This window comes from Candidatus Dadabacteria bacterium (genome assembly GCA_009840385.1).
Classification (GTDB): Bacteria; Desulfobacterota_D; UBA1144; order Nemesobacterales; family Nemesobacteraceae; genus Nemesobacter; species Nemesobacter australis.
Genome location: VXNX01000013.1, coordinates 489,225 through 515,527, shown reverse-complemented (window position 1 = coordinate 515,527; position 26,303 = coordinate 489,225). Strand labels below are relative to the sequence as shown.

Sequence of the window (26,303 nt, the reverse complement as noted above, 5' to 3'; positions counted from 1 at the left end):
AGAGTTAAATTCCTTTACCCTATCTCTCTTAGCTGGATTGAGTCTATGCCGGCAGTCGTTATGACGTCGGATACTAACACGACTCGGTCACCCGGATTTAATATCCGCTTTTTCTTCAGAAGTTCGAATGCTTCTTGGGTCCTCCCCTCGGGATCCTCGGATTCATCCATGCGATGCGCGATTACGGCTCTGTTCAGAGACAGTTGCCGTTTTATTCTGCTATCGAAAGTTACCGCATGAATAGGTGTTTTGGCCGGCCTGCAGTTTGTCGTCAGTTGAGCCATCAATCCTTTTTTCGTTATTACGACCAGGCATTTGGCGTCAATTGATTCGGCGAGTTCAACTGCCGAAGCCGCTATATGCTGTTTGAGATCTTGCTTAACAAGAAGCTTGCCCATCTGCAGACTCCTGAGGCTCTCTGCCCTTAAGGCTATTTTGTCGAGATGCTCTATTGACCTTATGGGGTGTTTCCCGATTGTCGTCTCCCCCGAGAGCATAAGTGCGTCCACATCTTCATAGACCGCGTTTGAGACGTCCGTTACTTCAGCCCGGGTAGGAATCGGGTTATCGATCATTGATTCGAGAAGGTGGGTGGCTACTATGACTCTTTTGCCTTTCTCTTGGCATTTGCCGACTATCACTCTCTGCACGTCCGGCAATTCCTCGATGCTTATTTCAATGCCCAGATCTCCCCTGGCGACCATTACCGCGTCTGATGCCTCGACGATTTCCTCTACATTGCGCACCCCTTCCTGATCTTCGATTTTGGAGATGATTTTTATTCCCTCCCCGTCGGGTCCTAGCAGTTTTTTGAGATCCAAAACGTCTTGCGCTTCCCTCACAAAGGAAAGGGCTATGTAATCGACTTCGTTTTTGACTCCGAATTCTATGTCCGCCTTGTCCTTATCCGTTATTGAAGGAAGATTGACTTTTACCCCGGGCAGATTGACGTGGCGTTTGCTCTTCATGGTTCCGCCGTCGATTACCTTGCATTTCATAGTTCCGTGGTCCTTCTTGAGCACTTCCAGATTTATGAGACCGTTGTCCACGGTTATCTTCTCCCCTATCTGAACTTCGTTGATAATGTCCTCATAGTTAATATGAATTGAGGATTCTTCGACGTCACCGGGTCTTACGGACACTGTAATTACGTCTCCCTCGCTTATATGCAGATCACTTTGCAGAACTCCGGTTCTGATCTCGGGTCCCTGCGTGTCAAGTATCAGGGCGATTGAATCTTCGACTTCACTGTTGATGGATTTCACCGTGTTGATTACTTCAAGGTGGCTTTCGTGAGTGCCGTGCGACATATTAAGACGTACGGCGTTCATGCCCGCCTCGTACATTTTCGTCAGCATCTCGTACGAGCTTGTGGAAGGGCCGGCGGTACAGATTATCTTGGTTTTTCTAGAAGGTCTCATAAGCGGGAAAATATGTCGATAAATTCAGAAAATGCAAAATTCTCTTAACCCTAAACTTAATATGCTGAGATAAACCGACAAGTCTTTTTTGACAGTCCCCCCGTTTTATGATAGTAAACTGCTTTCTAATCTGACGAAACCCCCGAATTTCCCAAGACGAGACAATGGAATACGTTGAGCATTTATCAGTAGAAAAATTCATTCTTTATCTTCTGATAATCCTTGTTTTTGCCAAGGCCTTCGGCCGGCTGGCTGAAAGAATCGGACAGCCTTCGGTTCTGGGGGAGCTCCTTGCCGGGGTTGTTTTGAGCGCGGGTGTTCTGGCGCTTATTCCCTCTACGGAAGGCATGGTCGGATATGATGTTTTTCACCTTCTTGCGGAAATAGGGGTCGTTCTTCTTCTTTTCGAAATAGGCCTTGAGACCAGGCTAGCGGACCTGATAAAAGTGGGTCCCGTCTCTGCGCTTGTCGCCATAGTTGGTGTGGTGCTTCCGTTTGTGCTTGGATATTTTTCCATAATTTACTTCCAGAAGTTTGCCATACTCAGCCTTGAAGCCAACATGGTCGGGCTAGTGGCCATAGTGACGGGGGCAACTCTTACTGCCACGAGCGTCGGGATCACGGCCAGGGTCCTTGCGGACCTTGACCAGCTCCAGACAAAAGAAGCCAGGATAGTCCTTACAGCTGCCATAATAGATGATGTGCTCGGGCTCATAATTCTCGGGGTCGTAAGCGGTCTAGTGAGTTCTCTTCAATCAGGCGGTGCGGGGGCGGAAGGCATTACCTTGGGTTCGGTGGCCTTTATAACCGCGAAGGCCTTCGGTTTTCTTGCCGTTTCCATAGTCGTCGGCAGGATTGTCGCTCCCAGAATTTTCGGGTTTTTCGCCCGTATCGATAGAAACAACCTCGTCTGGATCATGGCAATAGCCTTCTGCTTTGTCTACGCCTACTGCTCAAATCTTTTTTCTCTGGCCCCCATAGTCGGTGCGTTTGCGGCCGGTCTGGTTCTCCGTGAAACCGACCAGTTCAAAACGATAGAGGAGGGTGTGAAGCCCGTTTCGCACTTTTTTGCACCGATATTCTTCGTGATGGTGGGCGCCGCCGTTGATGTTTCTGTGTTTAACCCCTTTGTATCTGAAAATATTATGGTAATATCAATCGCTTTAATTCTTTTCGCGGTCGCGGTTATAGGCAAGTACGTGAGCGGCTATGTGGTCTATGAAAAAGGTGTAAGAAAAAGTATAATCGGCGTCGGAATGATCCCAAGAGGTGAGGTTGGGCTTATTTTCGCTAAAATCGGTCTTGTGTACGGCGTTTTCAAAACTGATCTTTTCTCCGCCGTCACGGCTATGGTCATACTGACAACTTTCATAGTGCCGCCGCTTCTAAAGTGGATGTTTGAGAAAGAAAGCAAGGAACACGAGCTGAACGAAAGTGTGGTTTAGCAAATAACCTTGAAGATGTGTTAATCATGAGATTCTGCAGTCTTAAGACATTGTTATATGCTGTGATTTTCACTTTGGCGGTTGTTCCCCCGGCAAGCGCCGCGGAGAACCTGTTAAGCGTCGATCAAACGCTGGTAATTCAGCTTGTTATCTTTCTGATAGCGCTCTTTCTCCTTAACAGGCTCGTGTTCCGCCCTCTTCTGGGGGTTTGGGACAGGAGGGAGGAGCTCACCGCGGGCACGCTCAGGGAAGCCGAAGAGATGACTCGGAAGGCCGAGAGCGCCATTTCCGAGTACAACGAGAAACTTGCCGAGGCAAGGGCCCAGGCGACCGAAACCAGAAACGAACTCCGTCAGCAGGGGCAGGCCGAATCTTCGAAGATGCTTCTTGAGGCAAGAGAGGCCGCTCAGGCGGAACTTGAGGGGGCGAGAGGGACTCTTGAGAGCGAGGTAGCGAAGATAAGAGCAGACCTGCAAGGCGAGATAGAGTCACTTGCCGGGGAAATAAGCCAGCGCGTCTTGAGGAAGGGGGTATAGCTTTGAGGGCGGATTCGGATTTTAATTTTTCGGGGGAACCACGAATTGGATAGCCATTTTAATTGGGCGTTTGTAATAAAGCACGCCGTTAACCTGGGTCTGCTGATGGGTCTTCTTATATACCTCATCAGGAAGCCCTTTCTTTCCTTCCTGAAAAACAGAAAAGAAAGACTCCGCTCGGAAGTGGACCGCGCTGCCGCTGCGGCCGAGCAGGCGAAAGCGACGCTTGAAGAATACTCGGCGAAGCTTGATGCGGTGGCCTCCGAGGTAGCGGCTCTTCAGGAGAATATAAAAAAGCAGGGTGAGACCGAGAGGGATGAGCTTGTCTCCGCGGCCGAGAAAAGCTGCGAGATGATAAAAAAAGAGGTCGAGGATACTATTCGGCTCGAGACCACAAAGGCGGTTTCCGAGATACAGTCCGAAGTGGTCGACTCGGCTCTTGTGCTTGCCGAGAAGATGATAAGGGAGAAGGTGGACGCAGATTTTACGACCGATTCGGTTGACGATTTTGTAAAAATGATCGAGGAAGGAAAATGGCAACAGTTGCGACACTGAGAGATCTTGTCTCGGCACTTGTGGATTCCGCTGCGGATGAGCGCGAGCTTTCGGGGGTAAGAACCGACATGGAGAATTTCTTCGAACGGTTCTGCGGTTCGGGGGAACTAAGGGACGTTCTCTTGAGCACGGTGTTTTCGATGGAGGAGAAAAAGGCGGTTGTGGGGGATTTTCTCGAGGCGGCGTCTTTTCTTGATATTACGAGAAGATTTATTCTGCTCGTTTTGGAGATGGAGAAGGTTCCGGCTCTTCTTGGTTCAAGGGAAGCCGTGCTCGCAAGACTTGACGAAGCGGTAGGAAAGGTGACGGCCGAGGTTACCTCAGCTAGGGATCTTAGCCCGGGCGATGTCGACAGACTCAGCGCTGCACTCCGCGTGGCGACCGGAAAAACGGTTGAAGTATCGCTTAAGGTCGATCCTTCCATGATAGGCGGAATAAAGGCGCAGGTGGGAGACAAGGTTTACGATAACAGCGTTAGGACGCAACTTGAGAGAATAAGAGGAGTTCTCTCCCCGTCCTGATTCCAATAATTCCAAAGGAGCTAGAAATGCAGGAACTAAGAGCAGAAAGTATAGGCGAGATTCTGAGAAACAGGATAAAGGGCTATGAACGAAAGGTTGATACCGAAGAAGTCGGCACGGTTATTTCCGTCGGCGACGGTATTGCCAGGGTTTACGGTCTTGACCAGGCGGTAGCGGGAGAGCTCGTCGAGTTTGACGGCGGAATCACCGGACTTGTCCTAAACCTTGAAGAGGATAATGTCGGAGTCGCTCTTTTCGGAGAAGACTCTCACCTCAGCGAAGGGGGGACGGTAAAGCGCACAGGCCGCATCGCCGAGGTGCCGGTCGGAGACGCTCTTGGCGGAAGGGTAGTTGACGCTCTCGGAAGACCGATTGACGGTCTCGGAGAAATAGCTACCACGGAAACAAGGCAGATCGAGGTGAAAGCCCCTGGAGTTATTTACCGCCAGTCGGTAAACGAACCCCTTCAGACTGGACTTAAGGCCGTCGATTCCATGATACCGATAGGAAGGGGACAGAGAGAGCTTATACTGGGGGACCGTCAGGTCGGAAAGACCGCTATTGCAATTGACACGATAATAAACCAGAGGGAAGAGGATGTTCACTGCATATACGTGGCCATAGGGCAGAAACAGTCGACAGTAGCGCAGGTAGTCGACAAGCTCAAGGAACACGATGCCATGAAGTACACGACCATAGTTTCCGCCACGGCCAGCACCCCGGCTCCTTTTCAGTTCCTTGCTCCCTTCTCTGGCTGTGCACTGGGAGAGTATTTCAGAGACACCGGCCGCCATGCGCTCATAATATACGATGATTTGACGAAGCACGCGTGGTCATATCGTCAGCTCTCGCTTCTTCTAAAGAGACCGCCGGGACGAGAGGCTTACCCGGGAGACGTTTTCTATCTTCACTCAAGACTTCTTGAGCGCGCTGCCAAAATGAGAGACGAGGACGGTGGGGGTTCGCTTACGGCCCTTCCAATAATTGAAACGCAGGCGGGTGACGTGTCCGCTTACATTCCCACGAACGTGATTTCTATTACCGACGGGCAGATATACCTTGAGAGTGATCTTTTCTACTCGGGTGTGCGCCCCGCGATTAACGTCGGTCTTTCGGTTTCAAGGGTAGGGGGAAGCGCTCAGATAAAGGCGATGAAGAATGTTGCCGGAACCCTGAGGCTCGAGCTTGCCCAGTACAGGGAAGTCGAGGCGTTCGCGCAGTTCGCTTCCGACCTTGACAAGGTAACCCAGAACCAGCTTGCCCGGGGAAGCAGGCTTGTTGAAGCCCTCAAACAGGATCAGTACGAACCCCAGGGGGTTGAAAAGCAGATCCTGATTATATTCGCTGTTACAAACGGCTATGTTGACGACTATCCGACCTCCGCGGTGAGAAAATACGAAAGGGAGCTGTTTTCTTTCCTTGAGTCTAAGTACCCTGAGTATCTCGCGGAAATAAAGGAGAAAAAAGTTGTTTCGGATGAGCTTGAGGGAAAGCTTGAGGCTGCGCTTGACGAACTTAAAAACCAACTGGGCGAGCTTGCCTGACATACTAGCGGAAAAGGACAATGCCGAGTCTTAAACAGATAACGACAAAGATAAAAAGCGTGAGAAGTACGCGGCGGATAATGGGCGCTATGAAGCTCATAGCCGCTGTGCGCCTGCAGAAGGCCCAAGCGGCGCTTATGGCATACAGGCCTTATTCGGATGCGTACCGCGATGTAGTCCTAAACGTGGCGGCGCTTTCGGAATCAGAGGATCATCCCCTTCTTCGGGTCCCTGAGGAAAAAACTAGCCTGCACGTTTTGTTTTTCACTTCCGACAGGGGGCTTTGCGGAAGCTTCAACAGTGCTTTGATAAGAAACATGCAGCGCTACATCGAGGAACAGGGGGAGATTTTCGGGAACATAAAACTGAGTTTCGTCGGAAGGCGGGGACGGGATTATTTCTCGAAAAACGGGCTTGCCCCGGGCAAGTACTACACAGGAGTGAACGAAAAGAATTCCCGGAAATTCTCCGAGGAACTGGCAGAGGCGCTGACAGAGGAGTTCAGGGCGGGGGAGAGTGACGAAATAGTGCTTGCATACAACCATTTTGTTTCCGCCATTTCGCAGAGGATGACGTTTGAGAGACTTCTTCCGCTTTCGGCTGAGGAGAGCGACGACGGTGCTGCGGAGAGTTCTTCTGATTACATATTCGAGCCCGAGAAAGAACGGATAATAGGTTCGATTCTTCCGAAGTACGTTCAGGTGAGGATTGAGCGTGCGATGAACGAGTCGCTCACTAGCGAGCACGCGGCGCGGATGACGGCGATGGAGAACGCGACCAGCAACGCGGACGAGGTGATAGCGAAACTTACCCTGCTCTTTAACAAAACCAGGCAGGCGATCATTACAACGGAGCTTATGGATATCGTTAACGGTACGGAAGCTCAGAAAGGAGGCAACGAGTAAAAATGAGTATTGAAGCAGCGTTTACGGCAGGCGGTATCGGCGGCGATGCGGCAGGTGGTGCGGACGATGGGATGGGGAGAATAATTCAGGTAATGGGCCCCGTTGTGGACGTCGAATTCTCGGAGGGGGCTCTTCCCACCGTGTTCACGGCTCTTAAGGTGACGAATCCGGCGCTCGGCGAAACCGAGTGGAATCTGGTGCTTGAGGTTGCCCAGCAGCTCGGCGGAGGACGCGTAAGATGCATCGCCATGGATTCGACCGAGGGACTGAAAAGAGGGCAGGACGCACTTAACACCGGCGACGGTATAACGATTCCCGTCGGCAAGGAAGCTCTCGGGAGATTGCTTAACGTGGTCGGAGAACCAATAGACGAAGCCGGTCCCGTAGAGACGGAGGAGCGCTGGCCCATTCACCGTCCCGCGCCGGAGTTCGTCGAGCAGAGCACCAAGATGGAGCTCTTCGAGACGGGCATCAAGGTTATTGATCTTCTCGCTCCCTTTCTTAAGGGCGGGAAAATCGGTCTTTTCGGCGGAGCCGGTGTAGGCAAGACAGTTTTGCTCATGGAGCTCATCCATAACATAGCCAAGGAATACGGCGGCTACTCGGTTTTCGGCGGAGTGGGAGAAAGAACCAGAGAAGGGAACGACCTTTACTGGGAGATGAAGGAATCGGGGGTTCTCGGAAACACCGGGCTCATATTCGGACAGATGAACGAGCCTCCGGGAGCAAGAGCTAGGGTTGCCCTTACGGCGCTTACTCTTGCCGAGTATTTCCGCGACACCCAGGGCCAGGACGTGCTTCTCTTTATCGACAACATCTTCCGTTTCACCCAGGCAGGTTCTGAGGTATCGGCTCTTTTGGGAAGAACGCCTTCTGCCGTTGGTTACCAGCCGACTCTCTCAACCGACCTCGGGGAACTTCAGGAGAGAATTACTTCTACGGTTAAAGGTTCAATCACCTCGGTGCAGGCGATTTATGTTCCGGCGGACGACCTTACAGACCCTGCCCCAGCTACCACCTTTGCGCACCTTGACGGTACGATCGTTCTCTCAAGGCAGCTTACCGAGCTTGGAATATATCCGGCCGTGGATCCCCTTGACTCGACTTCGAACATTCTTGATCCGAGAATAGTAGGGGATGAGCATTACAGGATTGCAAGGGATGTTCAGGAGGTTCTGCAGCGCTACAAGCAGCTTCAGGAGATAATCGCGATTCTCGGCATGGACGAACTCTCAGAAGACGACAAGCTCACGGTTGCCCGGGCGAGGAAAGTTCAGAGATACCTATCGCAGCCTTTCCACGTGGCCGAGCAGTTCACGGGTACTCCGGGTAAATACGTGCCTATTAAACAGACCATAGAGGCTTTCGGCGAAATCATCTCGGGCAACATGGATGATATCCCCGAACAGGCCTTCTACATGGTGGGCAATCTTGACGAAGTGCGCGAGAAGGCCGCGGCGATGGCTTCCTGACGGAGATAAGTACATTGGCTGAAAAACTGCGACTCAAGATAATAACTCCCGAAAAACTCGTGTTTGACGGCGAGGTCGAGGAACTCGTGGCTCCCGGCCAGATGGGAGAATTCGGCGTTTTGCCGGGTCACGTTCCTTTTCTTTCCGTGCTTTTTCCTGGAAGGCTCCGGTTTAAAACTGAGGAGTCGGGAGAAAATACGCTTATAATCCATGGCGGTCTTGCTGATGTGAAGGACGACACCATCAGCATTCTTACCGACCAGTCAGAGAATCCCGAAGAAGTTGACGTCTCGGCCGCTAAAAAAGACGCTGAGACTTTCCAGAGGGAACTTGACGAACTTCAGGACGCGGAACCTTCGCAGAGAGAGGAGCTTGATAGAAAGCTCAGGATAGCACGGGCTCGGGCAGGAGAGTAATTCTTTTTCAGAACTTGTCTGAATTCAGAGCTAGAAGCCTAGCTGCATTTTGAGAATCCGCAACCTCTGCAGGTAACACAGCCGGATTCAAACGCCAGGGCTCTGCTTCCGCAATCCGGGCATTGCTCAAGCATAAGATCCGTTGAAATCTTCTGGCTGCCGCCATTTGCATCCACCGCCACCTCGGCTTCGCCACCAGTTTTTTCCTTAGTGACGAAATGGCTTCTCAGCACCTTCGCTATGGCGTCGGGGACGGACATTATGACCCGTCCGCCTGAAAAAACTGGTGAGGAACCTCCAATGGCCTCCAGCTGTTCCACGACATCTCTGACATCGACCCCGGACCTCAGAGACAGAGATATCAGCCTTCCAGTTGCCTCGGCATCGGCCATTGTAGTAAATCCGGATTTTCCAATCTGGACGAAAACTTCAAACGGCTTGCCTTCGTGACTGTTGACAGTCACGTAGAGATTCCCGTACCCAGTTTTTATCGCCTCGGTAAAACCTTCCAGAACTTGGGGTCTCGTGACAGGTTTTACCGCTTCTTTTTGAGGGGGATGAGGGGATGGTGTGAGGTTGGAGTGGGTGGTTGACATCCCTTCATCCCGGGGTGGAGAGCTTGTTTTTTCTTTTGCTTGATCTTCTGTGATCAGTATTCCTTCCCTGGAACCTTCCCTGTAGACGGTTATACCCTTGCAGCCGAGTTTCCAAGAGAGGAAATATATTTTTTCGACTTCCTCAAGGCTTATGTCCTTGGGGAGATTTACGGTACTTGATATGCACGAATCTATGTGCTTTTGAATAGCTGCCTGCATGCGAACCCGAAGCTCCGGCTTTATCTCGTGAGAGGTGACGAACGTGTCCGGAAGATCCGCCTCGTCGTCCAGCCCGAATTTCTCCATGTACTCAGAAACAAGTGGGTGGTAGACCTTGAATTCTCCTTCCGACAGGGATTCCGAGCGCCGGAGGTAAGACAGGGCGAACATGGGCTCGACGCCGCTTGTGGTCCCCGCAAGAACCGAACCGCTTCCGACGGGTGGAACCGTAAGTATGCACGCATTTCGAAGGCCCTGCTTTTTTATCTTGCTCATTACGTTATCGCGCATGGTTTCTACGAACGGATTCGCTATGTGCGTTTTGAGGTCGAATACCGGGAAGGCTCCTTTTTCCTTGGCAAGGTCGGAACTGGCTTCATAAACGATGTTCTTTATATGCTCGAAAAGCTCGTCAGTGAATTTTACACCTTCGTCCGTGTCGTATTTTATGTTGAGCTTGGCAAGCATGTCCCCTAGGCCGGTGAACCCGACCCCTATTCTCCTAGACCTTAAAGACGCTTTTGTCTGGAAACTTAGGGGATGCTTTTCGATGTTGTAATCCAGTATGTCGTCAAGGAACCTGACACTGTATTGAAAGGCTTTCTCGAGTTTCTCCCATTCTATTGAGGCATCCTCCTCGAAAGCGTTTTTGACGAACATGGAGAGATTCACGTTTCCGAGACAGCAGTTCCCGTAGTCCTCTAGCGCCTGTTCGCTGCAGGGGTTCACGCCGTTTACTTCCATGTTTGCGTATTCGGTAGGGGAGTACCTTTTGACCGTGTCCCAGAAGATAAGCCCTGGCTCGGCCGAAGACCATGCAGATTTAACCAGCCTGTCCCATATCTGGCGGGCCCGTACAGTTTTTTTCATTTCGGTTTTCTCGTTTGAGAAACTGAGTTCGTAATCCGTGTCTTTTTCAACGGCTTCCATGAACTTGTCATCCACTTTTACCGAGATGTTGGCGAACTGGACCTTTGATCTTGCCTCGTCGTTTTTTATGTCGAGGAAATCCATTATATCGGGGTGATTGACCTTCATGGTTATCATGAGGGCTCCTCTTCTTCCCGCCTGCCCTATGGTTCCGGTTGTGGTCGACAGGAGGTCCATGAACGATACGGCCCCAGTCGAGTATATGGCTGAATTGTTCACCGGGGCGCCTTTCGGCCTAAGAACCGATATGTCGGTTCCGACTCCTCCGCCGAAAGAATAGGTCCTGGCTGCCTCCTTGCACCATTCGAATATTCCCTCTATGGAGTCTTCCTTTATGGGCATGAAATAGCAGTTAAGGAGCGTAGCCCTTCTCTTCTGACCAGCGCCGAAGAGAATCCTTCCGCCGGGGATGAACTTGAAATCGGAAAGCAGCCAGTAGAAATTTTCCTCCCATTGCTTTCTTAGTTCCTTTTTTTGTTCGGGGGATGCTATTTCCCTTGCCACCCTCCGCCACATCTGCTCTGGAGTCTTTTCTACTATCTCTCCTTTTATGTTGCGAAGGGCGTATTTTTCGTAGAAAACCCGGGCCCTGAGCTTATCTCCGCCGAAGGCGTCGATGGTTTCTGCGGGAATATCTATAGTATCGCTTGGAGGTTTTACATGTTCCGGAGAAGGTTCTTGAGTCTTAGCTTCTTGTTCATTAACGGCTGTAGTTTCATGATCAGATGTTCCATTCGCGGCGATTTCAGGGGGGTTCTTATCTCCGGGCACATTCTCCTCCTTTGCAGTTCCGTATAAACATTACCTTCCAGTTTACGTACAAGATGTATTGCTTATCTTGTGCGTGAAGTTTATTTAAACACAATATATTGGGTATTGTCAAGAAACTATTTTATTTTTGTTAAGATAAAATTAAAGAGGCCCATATAAAGAGAGACTATCAGGTTCTAAAATTTCAGTGAGATCAGATGATTAGCTTCGGATCATGAAAGTTTCTTTGTAACTCCGGGGCGGTTAAAAACCCCCTCATAATTGCAGAGTGAAAGATTCTGGGTCGGGGAGTGGGGCTTCCATGAGGATTTTGGCTGCCTGTGTTATACTCCCAAAGTATGAAAAAGGGAGCTTCGACAGCAGACGGATTCGAGGAAATCTCCGAAGTGCTGAGTTTCTGGTTCGGCGACCTGCGCGAGGGTGAACTGCCGGAGAAGGAAAAGCAGATGACTTGGTGGATGAAGTCAGAGGAGTTTGACGATCTTGTAAGGCGGAGATTTGAGAAATATGTTCTGCTCGCCGAAAAAGGGGAACTTTCCCACTGGCTCGAGACGCCCTTGGGCACCGTGGCGTTTATAGTAGTCGTCGATCAGTTTCCGAGGAACATCTACCGCGATACCCCGGGAGCGTTCTCTAGGGACGCCTTGGCTCTTAGCGCATGCCTTGGGGGTATTGAAAAGGGGTTTGACCAAGGCCTTCATCCAATACGCAGGACTTTTTTCTACCTCCCGCTTATGCACTCGGAGAGCCCGGAAATTCAGAGCCTGAGTGTTGAGAAATACTCCGCTCTTGAAAAAGAATACGCCCCGCATCCGGAAATCAGGGAAACTCTAGCCTGTTCTACAGATTTCGCGGGGCGGCACTCTGACATAATAAAAAGATTCGGAAGGTATCCCCACAGGAACGCGGCTTTGGGAAGAGAATCCACTCCGGAAGAAACCGAGTTTCTAAAAGAGCCGGGAAGTTCCTTCTGATTCTTTCCTCTGGCTTTCTTTGTTGTTTAAGGTTAATCAAGCGGGTATCTATATGATGGCCGTACACGGGGACGGGCGTGTTTTTGTATCAGAGAGGGCATTAAATTGAACATCGAGGAAATATTTAGCGAGACTTACCTGGGCAATTCCGCCGAGTCGTGGCTCTGGGCTCTCGGAGCGGCGGTCGTCTTAGCCTTAGCCTTTAACTTTATTCTGAAAAGGTTCGTGAGGTCGTTTGCCAGTCTTGCCGAGAAGACCGAAACCGATCTTGACGATCTGGTTTCGGCACTCTTAGGGAAAACCAGCATAGTGCTGATCATAATTTTCTCGGTCTATGTGGCGACCTTCTTCCTTGACCTCACCCAGCAGGTAAAGGAATTCCGAAAAAGTGTGGTAATTATCTGCCTTCTCGTTCAGGTCGGTTTATGGGGAGGGGGTTTCATCGACTATTACGTCTCGAAGAAGCTCTCAAAAATCGGAACTGGCGCCGGTGCTTCCATAACGCACATAAGGAGCTTGGGGTTTTTCGCGAAATCGGTTCTCTGGGTAATTCTCGTAATTCTAACAATTGACAACCTGGGTTTTGACCCGACCACGATAATCGCGGGGCTCGGTGTGGGGGGCATAGCCGTGGCGCTTGCGCTCCAGAACGTTCTGGGCGATCTAATAGCCTCGCTTTCCATTATTTTCGACAAGCCCTTTGAGGTCGGGGATTTTATAGTAATAGACGGTATGAGCGGGGACGTGGAGCACATAGGGCTTAAGACCACGCGCCTGCGGAGCCTTTCGGGCGAACAGCTTGTTTTGTCGAATAACGACCTGCTGCAAAGCCGCATAAAAAACTACAAGAGGATGAACACCCGCAGGATTCTTTTTTCCCTCGGCGTTGTCTACGAGACGCCATACGATGAGCTCGTGAAAGTACCCGGGTTGATAAAGGAGATAATAGACGGGGAACCGAAGGCGAGATTCGGCCGGGCGCATTTCAGCAGTTACGGCGATTTTGCCCTTAACTACGATATAGTTTACTTTGTTCTTACTCCTTCGTTTGATGATTACATGGATATACAGCAGAACGTTAACCTGAAGATATTCAAAAGGTTTTCAGAAGAGGGAATAGAGTTCGCTTATCCTACCCGGAAGGTTTTTCTTGATTCGACGGACACTGCGTTGACCGGCGCGGGAACTGGAGACTGAATTGGCTAAAAAAGCATGGGGAGGCCGCTTCGCTTCCCGTACACACAGCATCGCCGAGGAGTTCTCGGAATCGGTAAGTTTTGACAGGCGTCTTTACAAAGAAGACATAAGGGGAAGTATCGCTCATGTGAAAATGCTTCGCGAAACCGGGATTATTTCCCGCAAGGATGCGTCCCGGATAACCAAAGGTCTTCGAGAGATCGAAAAGGAAATAGACCGCGGGGAATTTCCTTTCAGTGAGAACTACGAGGATATTCATCTCAATATAGAAAAAAGGCTTATCGAGAAAACAGGTTCTTCGGGTGCCAAGGTGCACACGGCCAGGAGCAGAAACGACCAAGTTCTAACCGACACGAGGCTTTATCTTAAGACGGAAACGGAAGAGGTAATTTCACTTGTGTGCGCTCTGGCGGAACAGTTCGTTGAGCTTTCCGCAAAGAATCTCGGAGTAATTTTTCCTCTCTACACACACATGCAGCGCGCCCAGCCCGTGCTTCTATCCCACCATCTTCTGGCCTACTACGAGATGCTGAAGCGCGATCGTGAGAGGTTTATTAACTGCCTTTCGAGGGTGGACGTAAGCCCGCTTGGAAGTTGCGCTGGGGCGGGAACTTCGTTTCCGATAGACAGGGAGATGACGGCCGGAGACTTGGGTTTTAAGTCGGTTTCCAAAAACAGCATTGATGCGGTGAGCGACCGTGATTTCTGCGCAGAGTTCGTATTCTGCTGCTCGGTTCTGATGATGCACCTCAGCAGGCTCTCCGAGGAACTTGTTTTGTGGAGCGCAAAAGAGTTTGACTTCGTTGACCTTGGGGACGGGTTCACTACGGGGTCGAGCATAATGCCCCAGAAAAAAAATCCCGACATGTCGGAACTCACCCGGGGAAAAACTGCCAGGGTCTACGGGAACCTGAATGCACTTCTGACTCTGATGAAAGGACTCCCTCTTTCCTACAACAGGGATATGCAGGAGGATAAAGAGCCTCTTTTCGATACGGTTGACACGGTAAAGCTCTGCCTTCGGGTTAATATCGAAATACTCAAGACGCTTGAATTTAAGGAAGAGAATATGAAAAAAGCTCTTGAGGGGGGCTTTGTTACCGCGACCGACGTGGCGGACTATCTGGCCCGCAAAGGCGTTCCGTTCCGCTCGGCCCACGAAACCGTAGGAAAGATAGTTTCTTACGCAGAGCGGGATGGAAAAGAGCTTTCCGATCTCAAGCTTTCCGAATTTCGCAGGTTTTCTAAGAAAATCGGCGAGGACATTTTCGAGGTGATAACGTTTTCGGGTTCCGCTGAGAGCAGGAATTCATTCGGGGGCACTTCAACCGCGAACGTCAGAAAAGAGATAGCAGCAGCCAGAAGGTTCCTTAAGAGATGCATGTAGCCGATTCTTCCGAAAGGGGTTAAGAGTGATTCCTGTTCCGTTTCCGATGCGCCATGGGTTTTGAACTTAAGGGACTTTACGTAATTACCGATGAGGGGCTTATTCCGCGCGACTCTTTTCTTGAAACAGTAGAGAAATCTTTGTCTGGAGGAGCTAACATCGTCCAATTAAGGGACAAGACCTCCCTGCGTTCGGACGTCGTTGCTTTGGGCAAGGAGCTTCTCGGTCTTACGAAAAGGTACGGAGTGCCACTTATAATAAACGACTTCCCGGAACTCATGATGGAAATAGGAGCCGACGGAGTGCACTTGGGCGAGGACGACCCGAACATAATACCTACGAGAAAGAAGCTCGGTAACGACGCCATCATAGGTGTTTCCTGCTACTATTCTCTTCCAAGGGGCATACACGCCGAGAGAATGGGAGCGGACTACGTTGTTTTCGGCACGCCTTGGTCTACTCCGACAAAGCCCGGCAGGACCCCCACCCCTTTTGAAACCCTGGTTGAAGCGAAAACTGCTATCACAGGGATCCCGATATTTGCCATAGGGGGAATATTCCCCCATAATGCGACGCAGGTTCTTGCTACAGGAGTGGACGGCGTAGCGGTCATAACTAGCGTTTTCGGGTCAGACGACCCGGAGAAGGCTTCAAGGGCTTTCTGCTCCGTCCTTGACCGTCCGGCTGTCTGACCTGTACGGGGGACTTGCGGACAAGCATCGAAAAAACAGAAGTAAACTAGTCGAAATAAAAAAGGGGAAGCGGCCTCTTGGGCTCTTCTCTCTTTCCCCGATGTGGACTGCACGAAATACTGTTAACGGTTGGTACAGCTATTCAGGTTTTGAGCATATGACGAGATGGTTTGAAGCTTTTTTCTCATCCACCAGTTTCAGATACGTATCAAAATACTCAATGTGATACCGGGTATTTTCCTCTCCCTGCTCCTCGGCAATCACTTTCGAGTGTTTTTTGTAGGCGTCTCCCCATCTCTTGACCTGAACCCGGAAATCCGCCACGTATTCCGTTATTTCCTCAATGCGGAACCCGGCTGATTCAAGCATTTCCCTGTAACTTTCAAGCGAGTCGTAATATTGCGGGATAAGATAGCCCCTTGCCATCTTCTGTTTCGTTTCCTCGTCACCGGATATCTCGAATGTGCCGCTTAAAAACGCCCAGATGCCAGAGGGCTTAAGAACCCTGAGAACTTCTTTGAAAAGCCCAGTCTTATCTTCGAACACGTTCATCACGTTGAGGCTTATGGCGAGGTCAAAAGTGTTTTCCGTAAACGGCATTTTCATCGCGTCGCCCAGATAAAATTCTGCTTTATCCTCAAGCCCTGAGTTTTTCGCTAGTTTTCTAGATACGTTGACCCCCACTTCGTTAATTTCCATCCCGGATACCCTGCATCCGGTCCTGTCGGCTATGTATACCGCGGGACCTCCCGCTCCGCTTCCAACGTCAAGCACATGGGTTGTTTTTCCTATGCTGAGCCTCGGGATCAGTTGATCGAGATAGCGTGGGGTAGTGAACGACTGCTGTCCTATGTCGTCTTCTTTTCCCCATATGGATTCTCTTATAAGCCTGTTTGCGGGACTGTCGAGCTGGTGAAGCTCAGAATAATCTACCCCTATACGTTTTTCGCTCATCTGCCGTGTGTTTCCTCCGCTTGGATTTTTAAGGAATTTCCGTAATTGAATCTACAATTTAATTGCCTAAACGCAAGGCTCTAGGCGGTTGCGGAAAGGAATTTTAAAAGTTAGTCGACTAGGAGATAAAAAAACGGGGACATATCTGAAGAAAACTCCAAACATGTCCCCGAGAATATTAATCACGACAAAGTCGCCGTCATGATTCTGACCTTTAGATCTTAAAGTCTATGGCTGACTAGAAGATTGCTACGTCAAAGTCATAGCGGAAACCGAGGCTAAGAGTATTTACGTTCTCGCCTTGGTCCTCGTCAGTCAATACCCATTCGGCAAAGACGTCCAAGGCAGGATGCACCTCTTTAATCAAGGTAAGGTTTCCACCCATCAATTCGTTTCCGTCATCTGGATCAGACATGAAAAATCCCGCAAGCGCCGTAACCCCGTGGGTAAAAGAAAAGGAAGTGGCTACGTCGAGAGTAAAGGGATTGAGCTCATCGCCGTTATCGTAATTGTCCACTATGTACTGGTAGGTAACCGCCATGTAGATATTGTCATTTACGTTCAGGCTGCCGCCTACACCGAAGTAATTTCTCTCACGCTCGTTATCGTCCTGATTCTGACGCAAGTAGGATACGCCGATATAAACCGGACCGGAACTGAGACCCACGCCGACTGAAGCCGCGTCAACGTTGTCAGCATTAGAGGCGGAGTCATCGGAGGCATAGTAGGCATTGTTCCCGACCTCACCGTCTACCTGCATACCCGCGTTTACGTTTAACCCCCCAAAATTGTTCGCGTAGGTTACCAGATTGCTGCTTCGGAAAGGACCCTGCTGGTCATATCCGAAGGGGCTTGCGCGATGATAGAAAATGTCGGTTACTTCAGCAACGATGTTAAAATAGGGATCCCATTGCTTACCGATAGCTAACATACCCAATTCCTCGCTTCGTAAACCCACGTAAGCCTGACGCGCGTCGCCGAAATTGCCGTTTTGCTCAATATCAACATCCCACTCTCCGTGCAACACCGCGCTGAGCGTTTCGGTTATCTGCGTATTGGCTTTGATACCAACCCGTGAAAGCGCGTCGGTGATGTCGGTTGAGCTCCCATCACTGTTTTCATAAGTAACCCTCGGCCAGAACCTGCCGTAAATTGAAACGTCGGTATCCTTGATAAGCGGCGCTTCTTCAACCATGGCTTCCTCGGGTGCTGATTCCTCGGCCATGGCTTCCTCAGGCGCTGCTTCCTCGGCCATGCTCTCCTCGGATACGTCCCCACCTCCGCCGGCAAACGCTGGCAGCGAGATCACAAGTGAAGCGCAAGCCAGCAAACAAACCATTAAACCGTTCTTTATAAAACGATACATAATTCATCCCTCCTTATGGATCTGTGTTCATCTATACTGAAGATTCTACCATATTATTCATTTTTCTGTGGCAAAAGATTTTCTAAATTCGTATACATCCCTTTAGTCTAATGGTTACAGAGGCTTACGCCTAAAACAATCGGTTTATAGGGGGGGAGTTTTTTGATGTAAAAGTTTCTGGATTAGAAAAAGTGCTTGATTTGGCGTTGATGCGCGTCGACGGTTAAGGAGAGGGGTTCGTATTAATCGTCGAATTTAAAAACAGTCCCCTTTCTTTTCACTTTCGTTTTTTCCGAAAGGGCGTGGGAGACGATTGGAAGAGCTATGGTGGCGTCGCAATAGCACTGAACTAGGCCGCCTTCAGGGTTTTCCTTTCCCCAGGAAACCGCCTCTTCGAAAGTGCACCCCGAAAGTCCCCCCCACTGTGGAGAATCGGTCGTAATCTGGATTGCGTATTTATGAGGATAGTAGGTTTCCTGTTCCCCGGTTCCCTTGCGGTTAAGGCCGGCCGCTCTTCCCGGAATCTTCCTGTCTTCGTAAAGAAGGTCGCCCGTGACGGCGAAAAGCTGAATAAAGTCTTTCGGCACTCCGCCGCCTATGTAAACCACTCCCGTGTCAATCACGCTCTCGCCCATTCCCATAAACTCCACGTAGTCCTGTATGGCGTCAATCGTGAGATGATGCCCCTTGCTTTCAGCGATAAGTGCCGCGTCTCCGTAAGGGCTGTCAGCTATGGCGGGGCAGAAGACCGGGACTTCATTTCTCGCGGCGGCGGCCACGATGCTGTTTATGTTTTTCCTGTCGAGCCACTGGCCGCATCTTTTTAGAAATTCTCTTGAGGAATAGGCCCGGGATTTATCGAGGGTCATTATGAATTCAGCCAGAAGTTCGGTCATCTCAAGGTAGTCGGGCTCAGTCCCGTAAACGTCGTAGTAGCGGTTTATCCCCTCGGAAAAAAGCTTCGCGTCGTCTTCATTCGGGGTTCCTTGCCAGTAGGAAAACCCCATTGCCTCAACTATGTCCTCGGAGATGTTCGCGCCTGTGGGGATCAAGACATCTATGTACCTGTTTTCTATGAGCCAGTTTATTATTTTCCACTGCCCGGTCGTGGAAAGGGAACCCGCGTAGCCGAAGAAAATCGTAAGATTCTCGGCTTCCACCATCCTGCAGAAAACGTCCGCGACCCTAGCAAGGTTCTTGCCCTGAAATCCCGTTTCCGCCATTTCTTCAAGCAGCCTAGAGATTGGCTTCTCGGGAGAGACCTCTATAGCTTTTACTTTTTTCCCTAGATAGCCTGAGTCTTCCTTCACGTTTTTTCCCTCTCGCTAAACTCTTATGTCTACAAGTCTTTTCGGCACGTAGACAAAGTTTTTTATTTCCCGCCCCGCTATATATTCCTTTACCCTGCTGTCGGAGAGGGCAATTTCCCTGACTGTATCTTCATCCGCGTCCGCACTTAGGGAAATCTGGTTTCTGACTCTTGAGTTCACCCTTACAGGGATGGTTATTTCCGCGCTCTCAAAAGCGCTCTCGTCCCACTTTATCCACTCCTTATCGACTAGGTTTCCACTTTCTCCTGAGAGTTCCCAGAGCTCCTCCGCGAAATGGGGAGCCATTGGGCAGATAAGTCTCGTGACCGCAAGCAGCGCCGCTCGGGCATCTTCCCTTCCCACGCTTTTCTCCTTCCAAAGCACGCTTAGTTCGTTGAAAAGCTCCATTATTGCCGATATTGCCGTGTTGAATTTGAAGCTCTCTATGTCTTCGGTGACTTTCTTGATTGTCCGATTGGTTGCGGTGACGAGAGTAGCCGGTTTTCCCTCCTCTGGGAGTTCCAGGTCCCTCTTTTCGTTTTCCCGCTCGGCAAAAAACCCGACCGCAAAGCGCCAAACCCTGCCCAGAAACCTGAACATTCCGTTTACTCCCTGCTCGCTCCACTCAAGGTCTTTTTCCACCGGAGCCGCGAAAAGCATGAACATCCTCACGGTGTCGGCCCCGTAACGGACTATCATGTCATCGGGATCCACGGTGTTTCCGAGGGACTTTGACATCTTCGCCCCGTCTTTTACCACCATCCCCTGGGTAAGAAGATTCGCGAAGGGTTCGTCAAGCTCAAAAACGCCGATATCGCGAAGCGCCTTAGTGAAGAATCTTGAGTAAAGCAGGTGAAGTATGGCGTGCTCTATTCCGCCTATGTACTGATTTACCGGAAGCCAGTAAGAAGCTTTTCCGGGCTCGAACATTCCTTCTTTGAAATCAGGGGATGCGTATCTTAGAAAGTACCAGGACGACTCGACAAACGTATCCATCGTGTCGGTTTCCCGCCTAGCAGCTTCCCCGCAGGTAGGGCAATTGGTGGCGATGAAGCTTTCAATCTTGGAGAGAGCCGGAATACGCTCTCCGTCAATGTCTATTTCAAGGGGAAGCTCTACCGGAAGATCCGAATCCGGGACCGGAACCTCTCCGCACTGCCCGCAATACACTATCGGTATCGGCGCTCCCCAGTAGCGCTGTCTCGAGATTCCCCAGTCCCGAAGACGGTAGTTGGTTTTCACGCCGCCCGAAGCGTTTTCTTGGAGAAATTCGGCTATTTTTCCGAAGGCTTCCTGCGAGGTGAATCCCGAGAGCCATTCCGAATTCCCAAGCGTTCCCTTTTCCGTAAATGCTTCTTTTTCGATGTCGGAGACGCTTCCGTCTGCGGGGAAAATCACCTGCTTTATCTGGAGACCGTATTTTTTAGCGAATTCCCAGTCCCTCTGGTCGTGCGCGGGGACGCTCATTACCGCTCCCGTTCCATAGCTCATAAGTACGAAGTTCGCAGTCCATACGGGTATTTTCTCCCCGCTTATGGGGTGGATGGCGTTTATTCCAAGCGGGACGCCGCTTTTCTCCATAGTCTCGATCTCCGCTTCGGAAACGGGGGCCTTGCGGCATTGGGCGATGAAGTCTGCAACCCCGGGGTTTTTCTCCGCCACCTCGCTTACAAGCAGATGCTCGGGGGCCAGAGCTAGGTAGGTTACTCCCATTATCGTGTCCGGGCGCGTGGTGAATATCTTCAGGACGCTTTCTTGCCCGTCCACGCGGAATTCGGCCTCGACTCCCTCGGATTTTCCTATCCAGTTTTTCTGCATGGTTTTGACAGCATCGGGCCACCCTTCCATCTTCTCAAGCTCATTCAGCAGTTCTTCTGAGTAGTCGCTTACCCTGAGGAACCACTGCGGTATCTCCTTTTTTTCGACAAGCGCTCCCGAGCGCCATCCCCTTCCGTCGATTACCTGTTCGTTTGCGAGCACGGTCTGGTCAACCGGGTCCCAGTTCACCACCGAGGTCTTTCTGTACGCTAGTCCCTCGCGATGAAGTCTGGTGAAAAGCCACTGCTCCCATCTGTAATAATCAACGTCGCACGTTGCGATTTCCCTGCTCCAGTCGTAGCTGAACCCAAGGCGCATGAGCTGCTGTTTCATCTGCTCTATGTTGGCCCGAGTCCAGGTCGAGGGATGTATGGCGTTTTGTATGGCCGCGTTTTCAGCGGGCAGCCCGAAGGCATCCCAGCCGATGGGATGGAGAACGTTAAATCCCCTTGCCCTCTTGAATCTGGAGACGACGTCTCCGATCGTATAATTCCTCACGTGTCCCATGTGGATTCTTCCCGATGGGTAGGGAAACATCTCGAGAACGTAGTACTTTTCTCCGGAAGTCTCCTCGGAGACCTTGTAGGTATCTTTTTCCGCCCAGAAATCCTGCCACTTTTTCTCGATTTCCTGCGGTCTGTACTCTCTTTCCATTGCTAGGGGAAAGCGTTTGATGGGTTTAGGTCTTAGGTTTTTGCAAACGCGGTCTTATTCTAATTAAAACCCTTTCCGCTTTCAAACCGTTTCGCCCCCTCCCTGTATTTGTGTTAAACTTTCTCCCCTACAGGCCATGAGTTCCAACGAATTTTACGAGACGGCGCGGGCGCTTGAGAACTATCTTCGTTTCTGCAAGGAAATCGGAATAGGAGAACTGCCGGCGGGGCTTGCGGCAGGAGGGATCGAGATAGCGGACACGGAGAAAAACGGAACCGCTCTTTCGCATGATCGCAGAGAACCACGCGGGTCATCGGCGGTCCAAACGCTTTCCGAGATAAGGGAGGAACTTGGAGACTGCACGAGGTGCCGTCTTTGCGAGACGAGAAAGAGCATAGTGTTCGGCGAGGGCAATCCCAAGGCGAGACTTGTATTTGTCGGCGAGGGTCCCGGAAGAGACGAAGACATTCAGGGCAGGCCCTTTGTCGGAAGGGCGGGGCAGTTGCTTACGAGGATAATCCGGGCTATGAAGCTTGAGAGAAAGGACGTGTATATATGCAACGTCGTGAAGTGCCGTCCTCCGGGCAACAGGAACCCGGAACCCGATGAGGTAGCAAGCTGCGAGCCGTTTCTTAAAAAACAGATAGAAAGCATAAATCCCGAGGTCATAGTTTCCCTCGGAAGCGTTGCTACCGGATTGATGCTCAAGCTTAAGAACTTCAAGATGGGGCAGCTAAGAGGCACTTTTCACCAGTATGGGAACTCAAAGCTTATGATTACGTACCATCCCGCCGCGTTGCTGCGAAACCCCTCTTTTAAAAAGCCCGTCTGGGAGGACATGAAGCTTGTGATGAGGGAACTCGGGATACCTGTTGACGGGTGATTAGCTCAGTGGATTAGAGCACAGGCCTCCGGAGCCTGGGGTCGGGGGTTCGAATCCCCCATCGCCCGCCATGAAAGCCATTACGCATCGACCCGAAAATCCGACTGATATGAAGTCGGTTTTATTAGTTGGGAGCACCCGGGTGTTGAATCAACCGCAACCGAAGAGACCCTCACGTTACTTTCTGAGTACCGTATACATGGTTTTTTCGTCTGACCATTTGATCTTGCCGGGATCCTTATAGGATTTGCGGATATTTTTCCTGAATTCCTCAAGAGATCTTTCAAACTCTTCGCTTTCGTAGAGATAGAAAGTTGAGTAATGCTTGCTCTGCGCCCTCTCTGTGAGTTCCTCAAGGGAGTTCTCGCGCCCTAGGGTAAAAGTTTTCTTTTCAATAAGTTCGAGTCCCCGGGTTTCTTTAATCTCGGACTCAAGTCTTTCGGTTTTGTAAAAATCCGATTCTTTCTGGTTAAAAGACGGAAAATGCTTTCCCCATATGCTTTTCATGCTCTGGCTCCTGGTTCTTGTGTAGATGAAAAGGAACGACCCCTCGCACAGCACCCTCACGCTTTCTCTGAGGAATTTCGGGGTGTTGAAAAAATGTATGGCGTTGAAGCAGAATATCGCGTCAAGAGAATTGTCCGCTATGGGAAGCTCCTGGGCCATGGCAATTTTGGTCGCGTAGTTCCGGATATCGTTATCGTCAAGGTACTGCTCGAGACTCTCAAGCATGAACTCGTTTGTATCGTAGCAGTAAAGAAACAGGTTCTCCTTGCCAAGCTGCTCGAAGAAAAGCCTGGCGTACCGTCCTGCTCCGGCCCCCACGTCGGCGGCCGTTATCTTTCCCTTGTCCCCGATTATTTCCTTTATGTAGAGTACGGGTTCAGAGTCGGTAACCCTCAGGGATCTGTAGATGTCCGCTATCCGCGCGTAGTGACTCTGCGTTTTCTTTATGAATTTTTGGCTTTTCATTTGTTCCTCTCCGGTGTGAGTATGAAATTCCGATTGTCGCTTGACCGATTAAGACTTCATCCGAGGGGGCGGGGACTCAGCATGTTTTTCTGGAAACTCTCCGCGATTTCCCTGAACAGGTAAGCCACCGTATCGGGAAGGTCATCAATCCTGCACCATTTTCTTTCCCTATCCCTCTCGTAATCTCCCGTATCTTCTATGGCCTTAGCGCGGAAAAAAGTGTAAAGAACGTGTCTTTTCCCGCCTTCGATGATCATTATGTCGAGAGGATGCTCTATTTCCACCCTATATCCGCTTTCCTCAAGACATTCCCTCTCCGCCGCCTCGGCGGGAGTTTCGCCGTAATCAACTCCTCCTGCGGGAAAAACCCATGAATTATGAAGCTTTCTTGAACTCACCAGAATGACTTCGATTTCTCCACTGCTGTTTTCCCTGTAGGCGACGACTCCAGCTTTTTGTACGGGTTTACGCATTTAGGTGAGAATGTTAGCCTAAAAATCGAATATGAACAGAAAGAAAATGCTGTTTTTCTCGATCGGGAAAAATTTTTCCGGCGCGTTTTTTAAAACAGGAAATGCTTTTTGTTGTATAGAGCTTATTTCCAGTCAGACTGTATAATTTTTCCATTTCTCCACAACGGAGGTTTAAGTGTCAAACAGGCTTAAAGACGAAAAAAGCCCCTATCTTCTCCAGCATGCGGAGAATCCGGTCGACTGGTATCCGTGGGGGGAGGAGGCGTTTGAGAGGGCCCGGGAGCTTGGAAGGCCGGTGTTTCTTTCCATAGGGTACTCGACCTGCCACTGGTGCCACGTTATGGAACGCGAATCCTTTGAGGATCCCGAGGTGGCGGAATTAATGAACGATGCCTTCGTCTCCATCAAGGTTGACAGGGAAGAGCGCCCGGATATCGACAATATCTACATGACCGTCTGTCACGTGATTTCAAGGAAAAGCTGCGGCTGGCCCCTTAACATAGTCATGACGCCCGAGGGAAAACCCTTTTTTGCCGGAACCTACATACCGAAGGAGAACCGTTACGGGAGGGTCGGAATGAAGGAGCTTGTGCCGGCGATAAAGGAACTCTGGGAAAATAAAAAGGAAGAGGTGCTTGAGTCAGCCCGACAGATAACCGATGCCGTCCGCAATATGGGGGACTCTCTGCGGAGAGTCGGGACTTCACTGCTTAACGAGAAGACCCTTGATCAGGCCTACAGTTATTTTCTTTCGACTTTTGATCCCGATGAAGGCGGCTTCGGCAGAGCACCCAAATTCCCGACTCCCCACAACCTGATGTTTTTGATGAGGTATTACGGGCGCACCGGGAAGGAAGCCTCTTTGAGGATGGTTGAGCAGACGCTTCTTGCCATGGGAAGGGGCGGTATATACGACCACGTGGGCTTCGGTTTTCACAGGTACTCGACTGACTCGCAGTGGCTCGTCCCCCATTTCGAGAAGATGCTTTACGACCAGGCGCTCGCGGCAATTACGTACACAGAAGCCTGGCAGATCACGAAAAACCCGTTTTACGAAAAAAAGGCGAGAGAGATACTTGAATATCTGATTCGCGACATGACCTCTCCCGATGGAGGCATTTACTCGGCCGAGGATGCCGACAGCGAAGGGGAGGAGGGCAAGTTCTATCTCTGGACCGTAGGGGAGATAGAGGAGCTTGTGGGAGCGGATGACGCGGAACTTCTCTGCGAGGTCTATAATCTTTCTCGCGACGGAAATTTCAAGGACGAGGCTACGGGAGAGCAAACAGAGAGAAACATATTTCATCTGAAAGAGCCCCTGGACGACACGGCCGCTCGGCTCGGAGTCCGCGCCGAGGAGCTTGAGCAAAGACTTGAGGGTCTGAGGGAGAAGCTTTTTGCCAGCAGGGAAAAAAGAGTACATCCCTACAAGGACGACAAAGTGCTCACGGACTGGAACGGAATAGCGATAGCCGCGTTTTCAAAAGCGGCGGCGGCTTTCGGCGAAAAGAGATATTCTGACGCGGCGCAGGACTCGATAGAGTTCGTAAGGCAAAACCTTGTCCGTGACGGAAGGCTCCTTCACCGCTACCGCGAGGGCGAAGCGGCCATAATGGCAAGTGTTGATGACTACGCTTTTTTTATATGGGGACTTCTTGAGTACTACGAAAGTGTTTTCGACGAAAAATATCTAGCTCTGGCAATTTCTTTGTGCCGCGATCAGTTCGAACATTTCTGGGACAAGGAGTTTTCGGGTTTTTTCTTCACGGCCGATGACGGCGAAGCCCTGATAACCAGGCAAAAGGAAATTTATGATGGGGCACTCCCGTCCGCAAACTCGGTTTCGACTCTTAACATCCTGAAAATAGCGAGGCTGACCGGTGACCCCGAGCTCGAGGACAAAGCGGCTCGGATGGCCGCGGCTTTTTCCTCTCAAATCTCAAGGCACCCCGCTTCTTTTTCGATGCACATGAACTCTCTTGACTTCATGCTGGGGCCTTCTTTTGAGATAGTTATAGCCGGGGACAGAAATTCCCCCGAGACCCGCCGGTTTCTCAACACCCTTTCAAGCGAGTACCTGCCGAACAAGGTGGTGATATTAAAAGACGAAGCAAACGAAGCGGAAATATCGAGAATCGCTCCCTACGCGGAGAGCCACAAACCCCTTAACGGAAAAACTGCGGCGTATGTGTGCTCAAATTACGAGTGCCGGCTGCCGACGGATGACCCGGCACGGATGCTTGAACTTATGGAAGAGGCCAGAAATTCTGATAAAGCCCCTGAGTAGGGATA

General features: G+C 50.6%; 22 protein-coding genes and 1 tRNA gene. 15 read left to right on the top strand and 8 right to left on the bottom strand.

Features of this window, described 5'->3' with window-relative positions; all coding sequences use genetic code 11:
• Positions 1-14: 14 nt before the first annotated feature.
• A complete protein-coding gene (gene pyk, locus F4X55_06880; protein ID MYC40710.1) occupies positions 15-1,421 on the bottom strand; it encodes a pyruvate kinase in 1,407 nt (468 codons plus the stop codon).
• Between the two features lie 164 nt (positions 1,422-1,585).
• On the opposite strand from pyk, the gene F4X55_06875 reads away from it, so the two are divergent.
• From F4X55_06875 to atpC, 8 genes are all read left to right on the top strand, one after another.
• The gene (locus F4X55_06875) at positions 1,586-2,866 is read left to right on the top strand and encodes a cation:proton antiporter (protein MYC40709.1); all 1,281 of its coding nucleotides are present in this window, start codon (positions 1,586-1,588) and stop codon (positions 2,864-2,866) included.
• Between the two features lie 26 nt (positions 2,867-2,892).
• Positions 2,893-3,402 carry an ATP synthase F0 subunit B gene (locus tag F4X55_06870; GenBank protein ID MYC40708.1) on the top strand — a complete coding sequence of 170 codons (510 nt, stop codon included), beginning with the start codon at positions 2,893-2,895 and terminating at the stop codon, positions 3,400-3,402.
• 45 nt (positions 3,403-3,447) lie between these two features.
• Positions 3,448-3,957 (top strand): ATP synthase F0 subunit B, encoded by a 510-nt coding sequence (locus F4X55_06865; protein ID MYC40707.1) that lies wholly within the window; start codon positions 3,448-3,450, stop codon positions 3,955-3,957.
• Entirely contained in the window at positions 3,936-4,478 is a 543-nt protein-coding gene (gene atpH, locus F4X55_06860; GenBank protein ID MYC40706.1) for an ATP synthase F1 subunit delta, read from the top strand. Before F4X55_06865 ends, atpH begins: the two co-directional genes overlap by 22 nt.
• A gap of 26 nt (positions 4,479-4,504) precedes the next feature.
• A complete protein-coding gene (locus F4X55_06855; protein MYC40705.1) occupies positions 4,505-6,022 on the top strand; it encodes a F0F1 ATP synthase subunit alpha in 1,518 nt (505 codons plus the stop codon).
• Between the two features lie 20 nt (positions 6,023-6,042).
• Positions 6,043-6,927, top strand: a complete 885-nt coding sequence (gene atpG, locus F4X55_06850; GenBank protein MYC40704.1) for an ATP synthase F1 subunit gamma — start codon at positions 6,043-6,045, stop codon at positions 6,925-6,927.
• 71 nt (positions 6,928-6,998) lie between these two features.
• On the top strand, positions 6,999-8,399 hold the full coding sequence (atpD, locus tag F4X55_06845) for a F0F1 ATP synthase subunit beta (protein MYC40703.1): 1,401 nt from the start codon (positions 6,999-7,001) through the stop codon (positions 8,397-8,399).
• Entirely contained in the window at positions 8,396-8,815 is a 420-nt protein-coding gene (gene atpC / locus F4X55_06840) for an ATP synthase F1 subunit epsilon (protein ID MYC40702.1), read from the top strand. The genes atpD and atpC overlap by 4 nt, the downstream gene beginning before the upstream one ends.
• Before the next feature lie 38 nt (positions 8,816-8,853).
• Here the strand turns inward: atpC and F4X55_06835 are convergent, their stop codons facing one another.
• Positions 8,854-11,331 carry an adenosylcobalamin-dependent ribonucleoside-diphosphate reductase gene (locus F4X55_06835; protein ID MYC40701.1) on the bottom strand — a complete coding sequence of 826 codons (2,478 nt, stop codon included), beginning with the start codon at positions 11,329-11,331 and terminating at the stop codon, positions 8,854-8,856.
• A 338-nt stretch (positions 11,332-11,669) separates the two neighbouring features.
• Here F4X55_06835 and F4X55_06830 point away from each other — a divergent pair, with 338 nt between their 5' ends.
• The 4 genes from F4X55_06830 to thiE all read left to right on the top strand — a co-directional run bounded on the left by F4X55_06830 (position 11,670) and on the right by thiE (position 15,581).
• Positions 11,670-12,305 (top strand): DUF924 domain-containing protein, encoded by a 636-nt coding sequence (locus tag F4X55_06830; protein ID MYC40700.1) that lies wholly within the window; start codon positions 11,670-11,672, stop codon positions 12,303-12,305.
• An 87-nt stretch (positions 12,306-12,392) separates the two neighbouring features.
• Positions 12,393-13,502, top strand: a complete 1,110-nt coding sequence (locus tag F4X55_06825) for a mechanosensitive ion channel family protein (protein MYC40699.1) — start codon at positions 12,393-12,395, stop codon at positions 13,500-13,502.
• A gap of 1 nt (position 13,503) precedes the next feature.
• Positions 13,504-14,889 (top strand): argininosuccinate lyase, encoded by a 1,386-nt coding sequence (gene argH / locus F4X55_06820; protein MYC40698.1) that lies wholly within the window; start codon positions 13,504-13,506, stop codon positions 14,887-14,889.
• Positions 14,890-14,942: 53 nt separating this feature from the next.
• Positions 14,943-15,581, top strand: a complete 639-nt coding sequence (gene thiE, locus F4X55_06815) for a thiamine phosphate synthase (protein MYC40697.1) — start codon at positions 14,943-14,945, stop codon at positions 15,579-15,581.
• Positions 15,582-15,719: 138 nt separating this feature from the next.
• Here the strand turns inward: thiE and F4X55_06810 are convergent, their stop codons facing one another.
• From F4X55_06810 to F4X55_06795, 4 genes are all read right to left on the bottom strand, one after another.
• Positions 15,720-16,535, bottom strand: a complete 816-nt coding sequence (locus F4X55_06810; GenBank protein ID MYC40696.1) for a class I SAM-dependent methyltransferase — start codon at positions 16,533-16,535, stop codon at positions 15,720-15,722.
• 238 nt (positions 16,536-16,773) lie between these two features.
• Complete coding sequence (locus tag F4X55_06805) at positions 16,774-17,901, bottom strand: porin (protein ID MYC40695.1); 1,128 nt, start codon at positions 17,899-17,901, stop codon at positions 16,774-16,776.
• A 242-nt stretch (positions 17,902-18,143) separates the two neighbouring features.
• Entirely contained in the window at positions 18,144-19,124 is a 981-nt protein-coding gene (locus tag F4X55_06800; protein ID MYC40694.1) for a deoxyhypusine synthase, read from the bottom strand.
• A 102-nt stretch (positions 19,125-19,226) separates the two neighbouring features.
• Complete coding sequence (locus F4X55_06795; GenBank protein ID MYC40693.1) at positions 19,227-21,683, bottom strand: leucine--tRNA ligase; 2,457 nt, start codon at positions 21,681-21,683, stop codon at positions 19,227-19,229.
• Between the two features lie 136 nt (positions 21,684-21,819).
• On the opposite strand from F4X55_06795, the gene F4X55_06790 reads away from it, so the two are divergent.
• Positions 21,820-22,566 carry a uracil-DNA glycosylase gene (locus F4X55_06790; protein ID MYC40692.1) on the top strand — a complete coding sequence of 249 codons (747 nt, stop codon included), beginning with the start codon at positions 21,820-21,822 and terminating at the stop codon, positions 22,564-22,566.
• Positions 22,561-22,637 (top strand) — tRNA-Arg (locus F4X55_06785). The genes F4X55_06790 and F4X55_06785 overlap by 6 nt, the downstream gene beginning before the upstream one ends.
• Before the next feature lie 106 nt (positions 22,638-22,743).
• Here F4X55_06785 and F4X55_06780 read toward each other — a convergent pair.
• Positions 22,744-23,538, bottom strand: coding sequence for a class I SAM-dependent methyltransferase (locus F4X55_06780; protein ID MYC40691.1), 795 nt, complete (start codon positions 23,536-23,538; stop codon positions 22,744-22,746).
• Between the two features lie 56 nt (positions 23,539-23,594).
• On the bottom strand, positions 23,595-24,011 hold the full coding sequence (locus tag F4X55_06775; protein ID MYC40690.1) for an NUDIX domain-containing protein: 417 nt from the start codon (positions 24,009-24,011) through the stop codon (positions 23,595-23,597).
• Between the two features lie 175 nt (positions 24,012-24,186).
• On the opposite strand from F4X55_06775, the gene F4X55_06770 reads away from it, so the two are divergent.
• Positions 24,187-26,298 (top strand): thioredoxin domain-containing protein, encoded by a 2,112-nt coding sequence (locus F4X55_06770; GenBank protein MYC40689.1) that lies wholly within the window; start codon positions 24,187-24,189, stop codon positions 26,296-26,298.
• Positions 26,299-26,303: the final 5 nt, after the last annotated feature.

Bases quoted from the DNA above. Each gene is read 5' to 3' on its own strand.
- F4X55_06790 (MYC40692.1), top strand. From the start codon at position 21,820: ATGAGTTCCAACGAATTTTACGAGACGGCGCGGGCGCTTGAGAACTAT.
- atpG (MYC40704.1), top strand. From the start codon at position 6,043: ATGCCGAGTCTTAAACAGATAACGACAAAGATAAAAAGCGTGAGAAGT.
- atpD (MYC40703.1), top strand. From the start codon at position 6,999: ATGGGGAGAATAATTCAGGTAATGGGCCCCGTTGTGGACGTCGAATTC.
- F4X55_06810 (MYC40696.1), bottom strand. From the start codon at position 16,535: ATGAGCGAAAAACGTATAGGGGTAGATTATTCTGAGCTTCACCAGCTC.
- F4X55_06805 (MYC40695.1), bottom strand. From the start codon at position 17,901: ATGTATCGTTTTATAAAGAACGGTTTAATGGTTTGTTTGCTGGCTTGC.
- thiE (MYC40697.1), top strand. From the start codon at position 14,943: ATGGGTTTTGAACTTAAGGGACTTTACGTAATTACCGATGAGGGGCTT.
- F4X55_06855 (MYC40705.1), top strand. From the start codon at position 4,505: ATGCAGGAACTAAGAGCAGAAAGTATAGGCGAGATTCTGAGAAACAGG.
- F4X55_06830 (MYC40700.1), top strand. From the start codon at position 11,670: ATGAAAAAGGGAGCTTCGACAGCAGACGGATTCGAGGAAATCTCCGAA.
- pyk (MYC40710.1), bottom strand. From the start codon at position 1,421: ATGAGACCTTCTAGAAAAACCAAGATAATCTGTACCGCCGGCCCTTCC.
- F4X55_06870 (MYC40708.1), top strand. From the start codon at position 2,893: ATGAGATTCTGCAGTCTTAAGACATTGTTATATGCTGTGATTTTCACT.
- F4X55_06775 (MYC40690.1), bottom strand. From the start codon at position 24,011: ATGCGTAAACCCGTACAAAAAGCTGGAGTCGTCGCCTACAGGGAAAAC.
- F4X55_06800 (MYC40694.1), bottom strand. From the start codon at position 19,124: ATGGCGGAAACGGGATTTCAGGGCAAGAACCTTGCTAGGGTCGCGGAC.
- F4X55_06875 (MYC40709.1), top strand. From the start codon at position 1,586: ATGGAATACGTTGAGCATTTATCAGTAGAAAAATTCATTCTTTATCTT.
- atpH (MYC40706.1), top strand. From the start codon at position 3,936: ATGGCAACAGTTGCGACACTGAGAGATCTTGTCTCGGCACTTGTGGAT.
- F4X55_06780 (MYC40691.1), bottom strand. From the start codon at position 23,538: ATGAAAAGCCAAAAATTCATAAAGAAAACGCAGAGTCACTACGCGCGG.
- F4X55_06795 (MYC40693.1), bottom strand. From the start codon at position 21,683: ATGGAAAGAGAGTACAGACCGCAGGAAATCGAGAAAAAGTGGCAGGAT.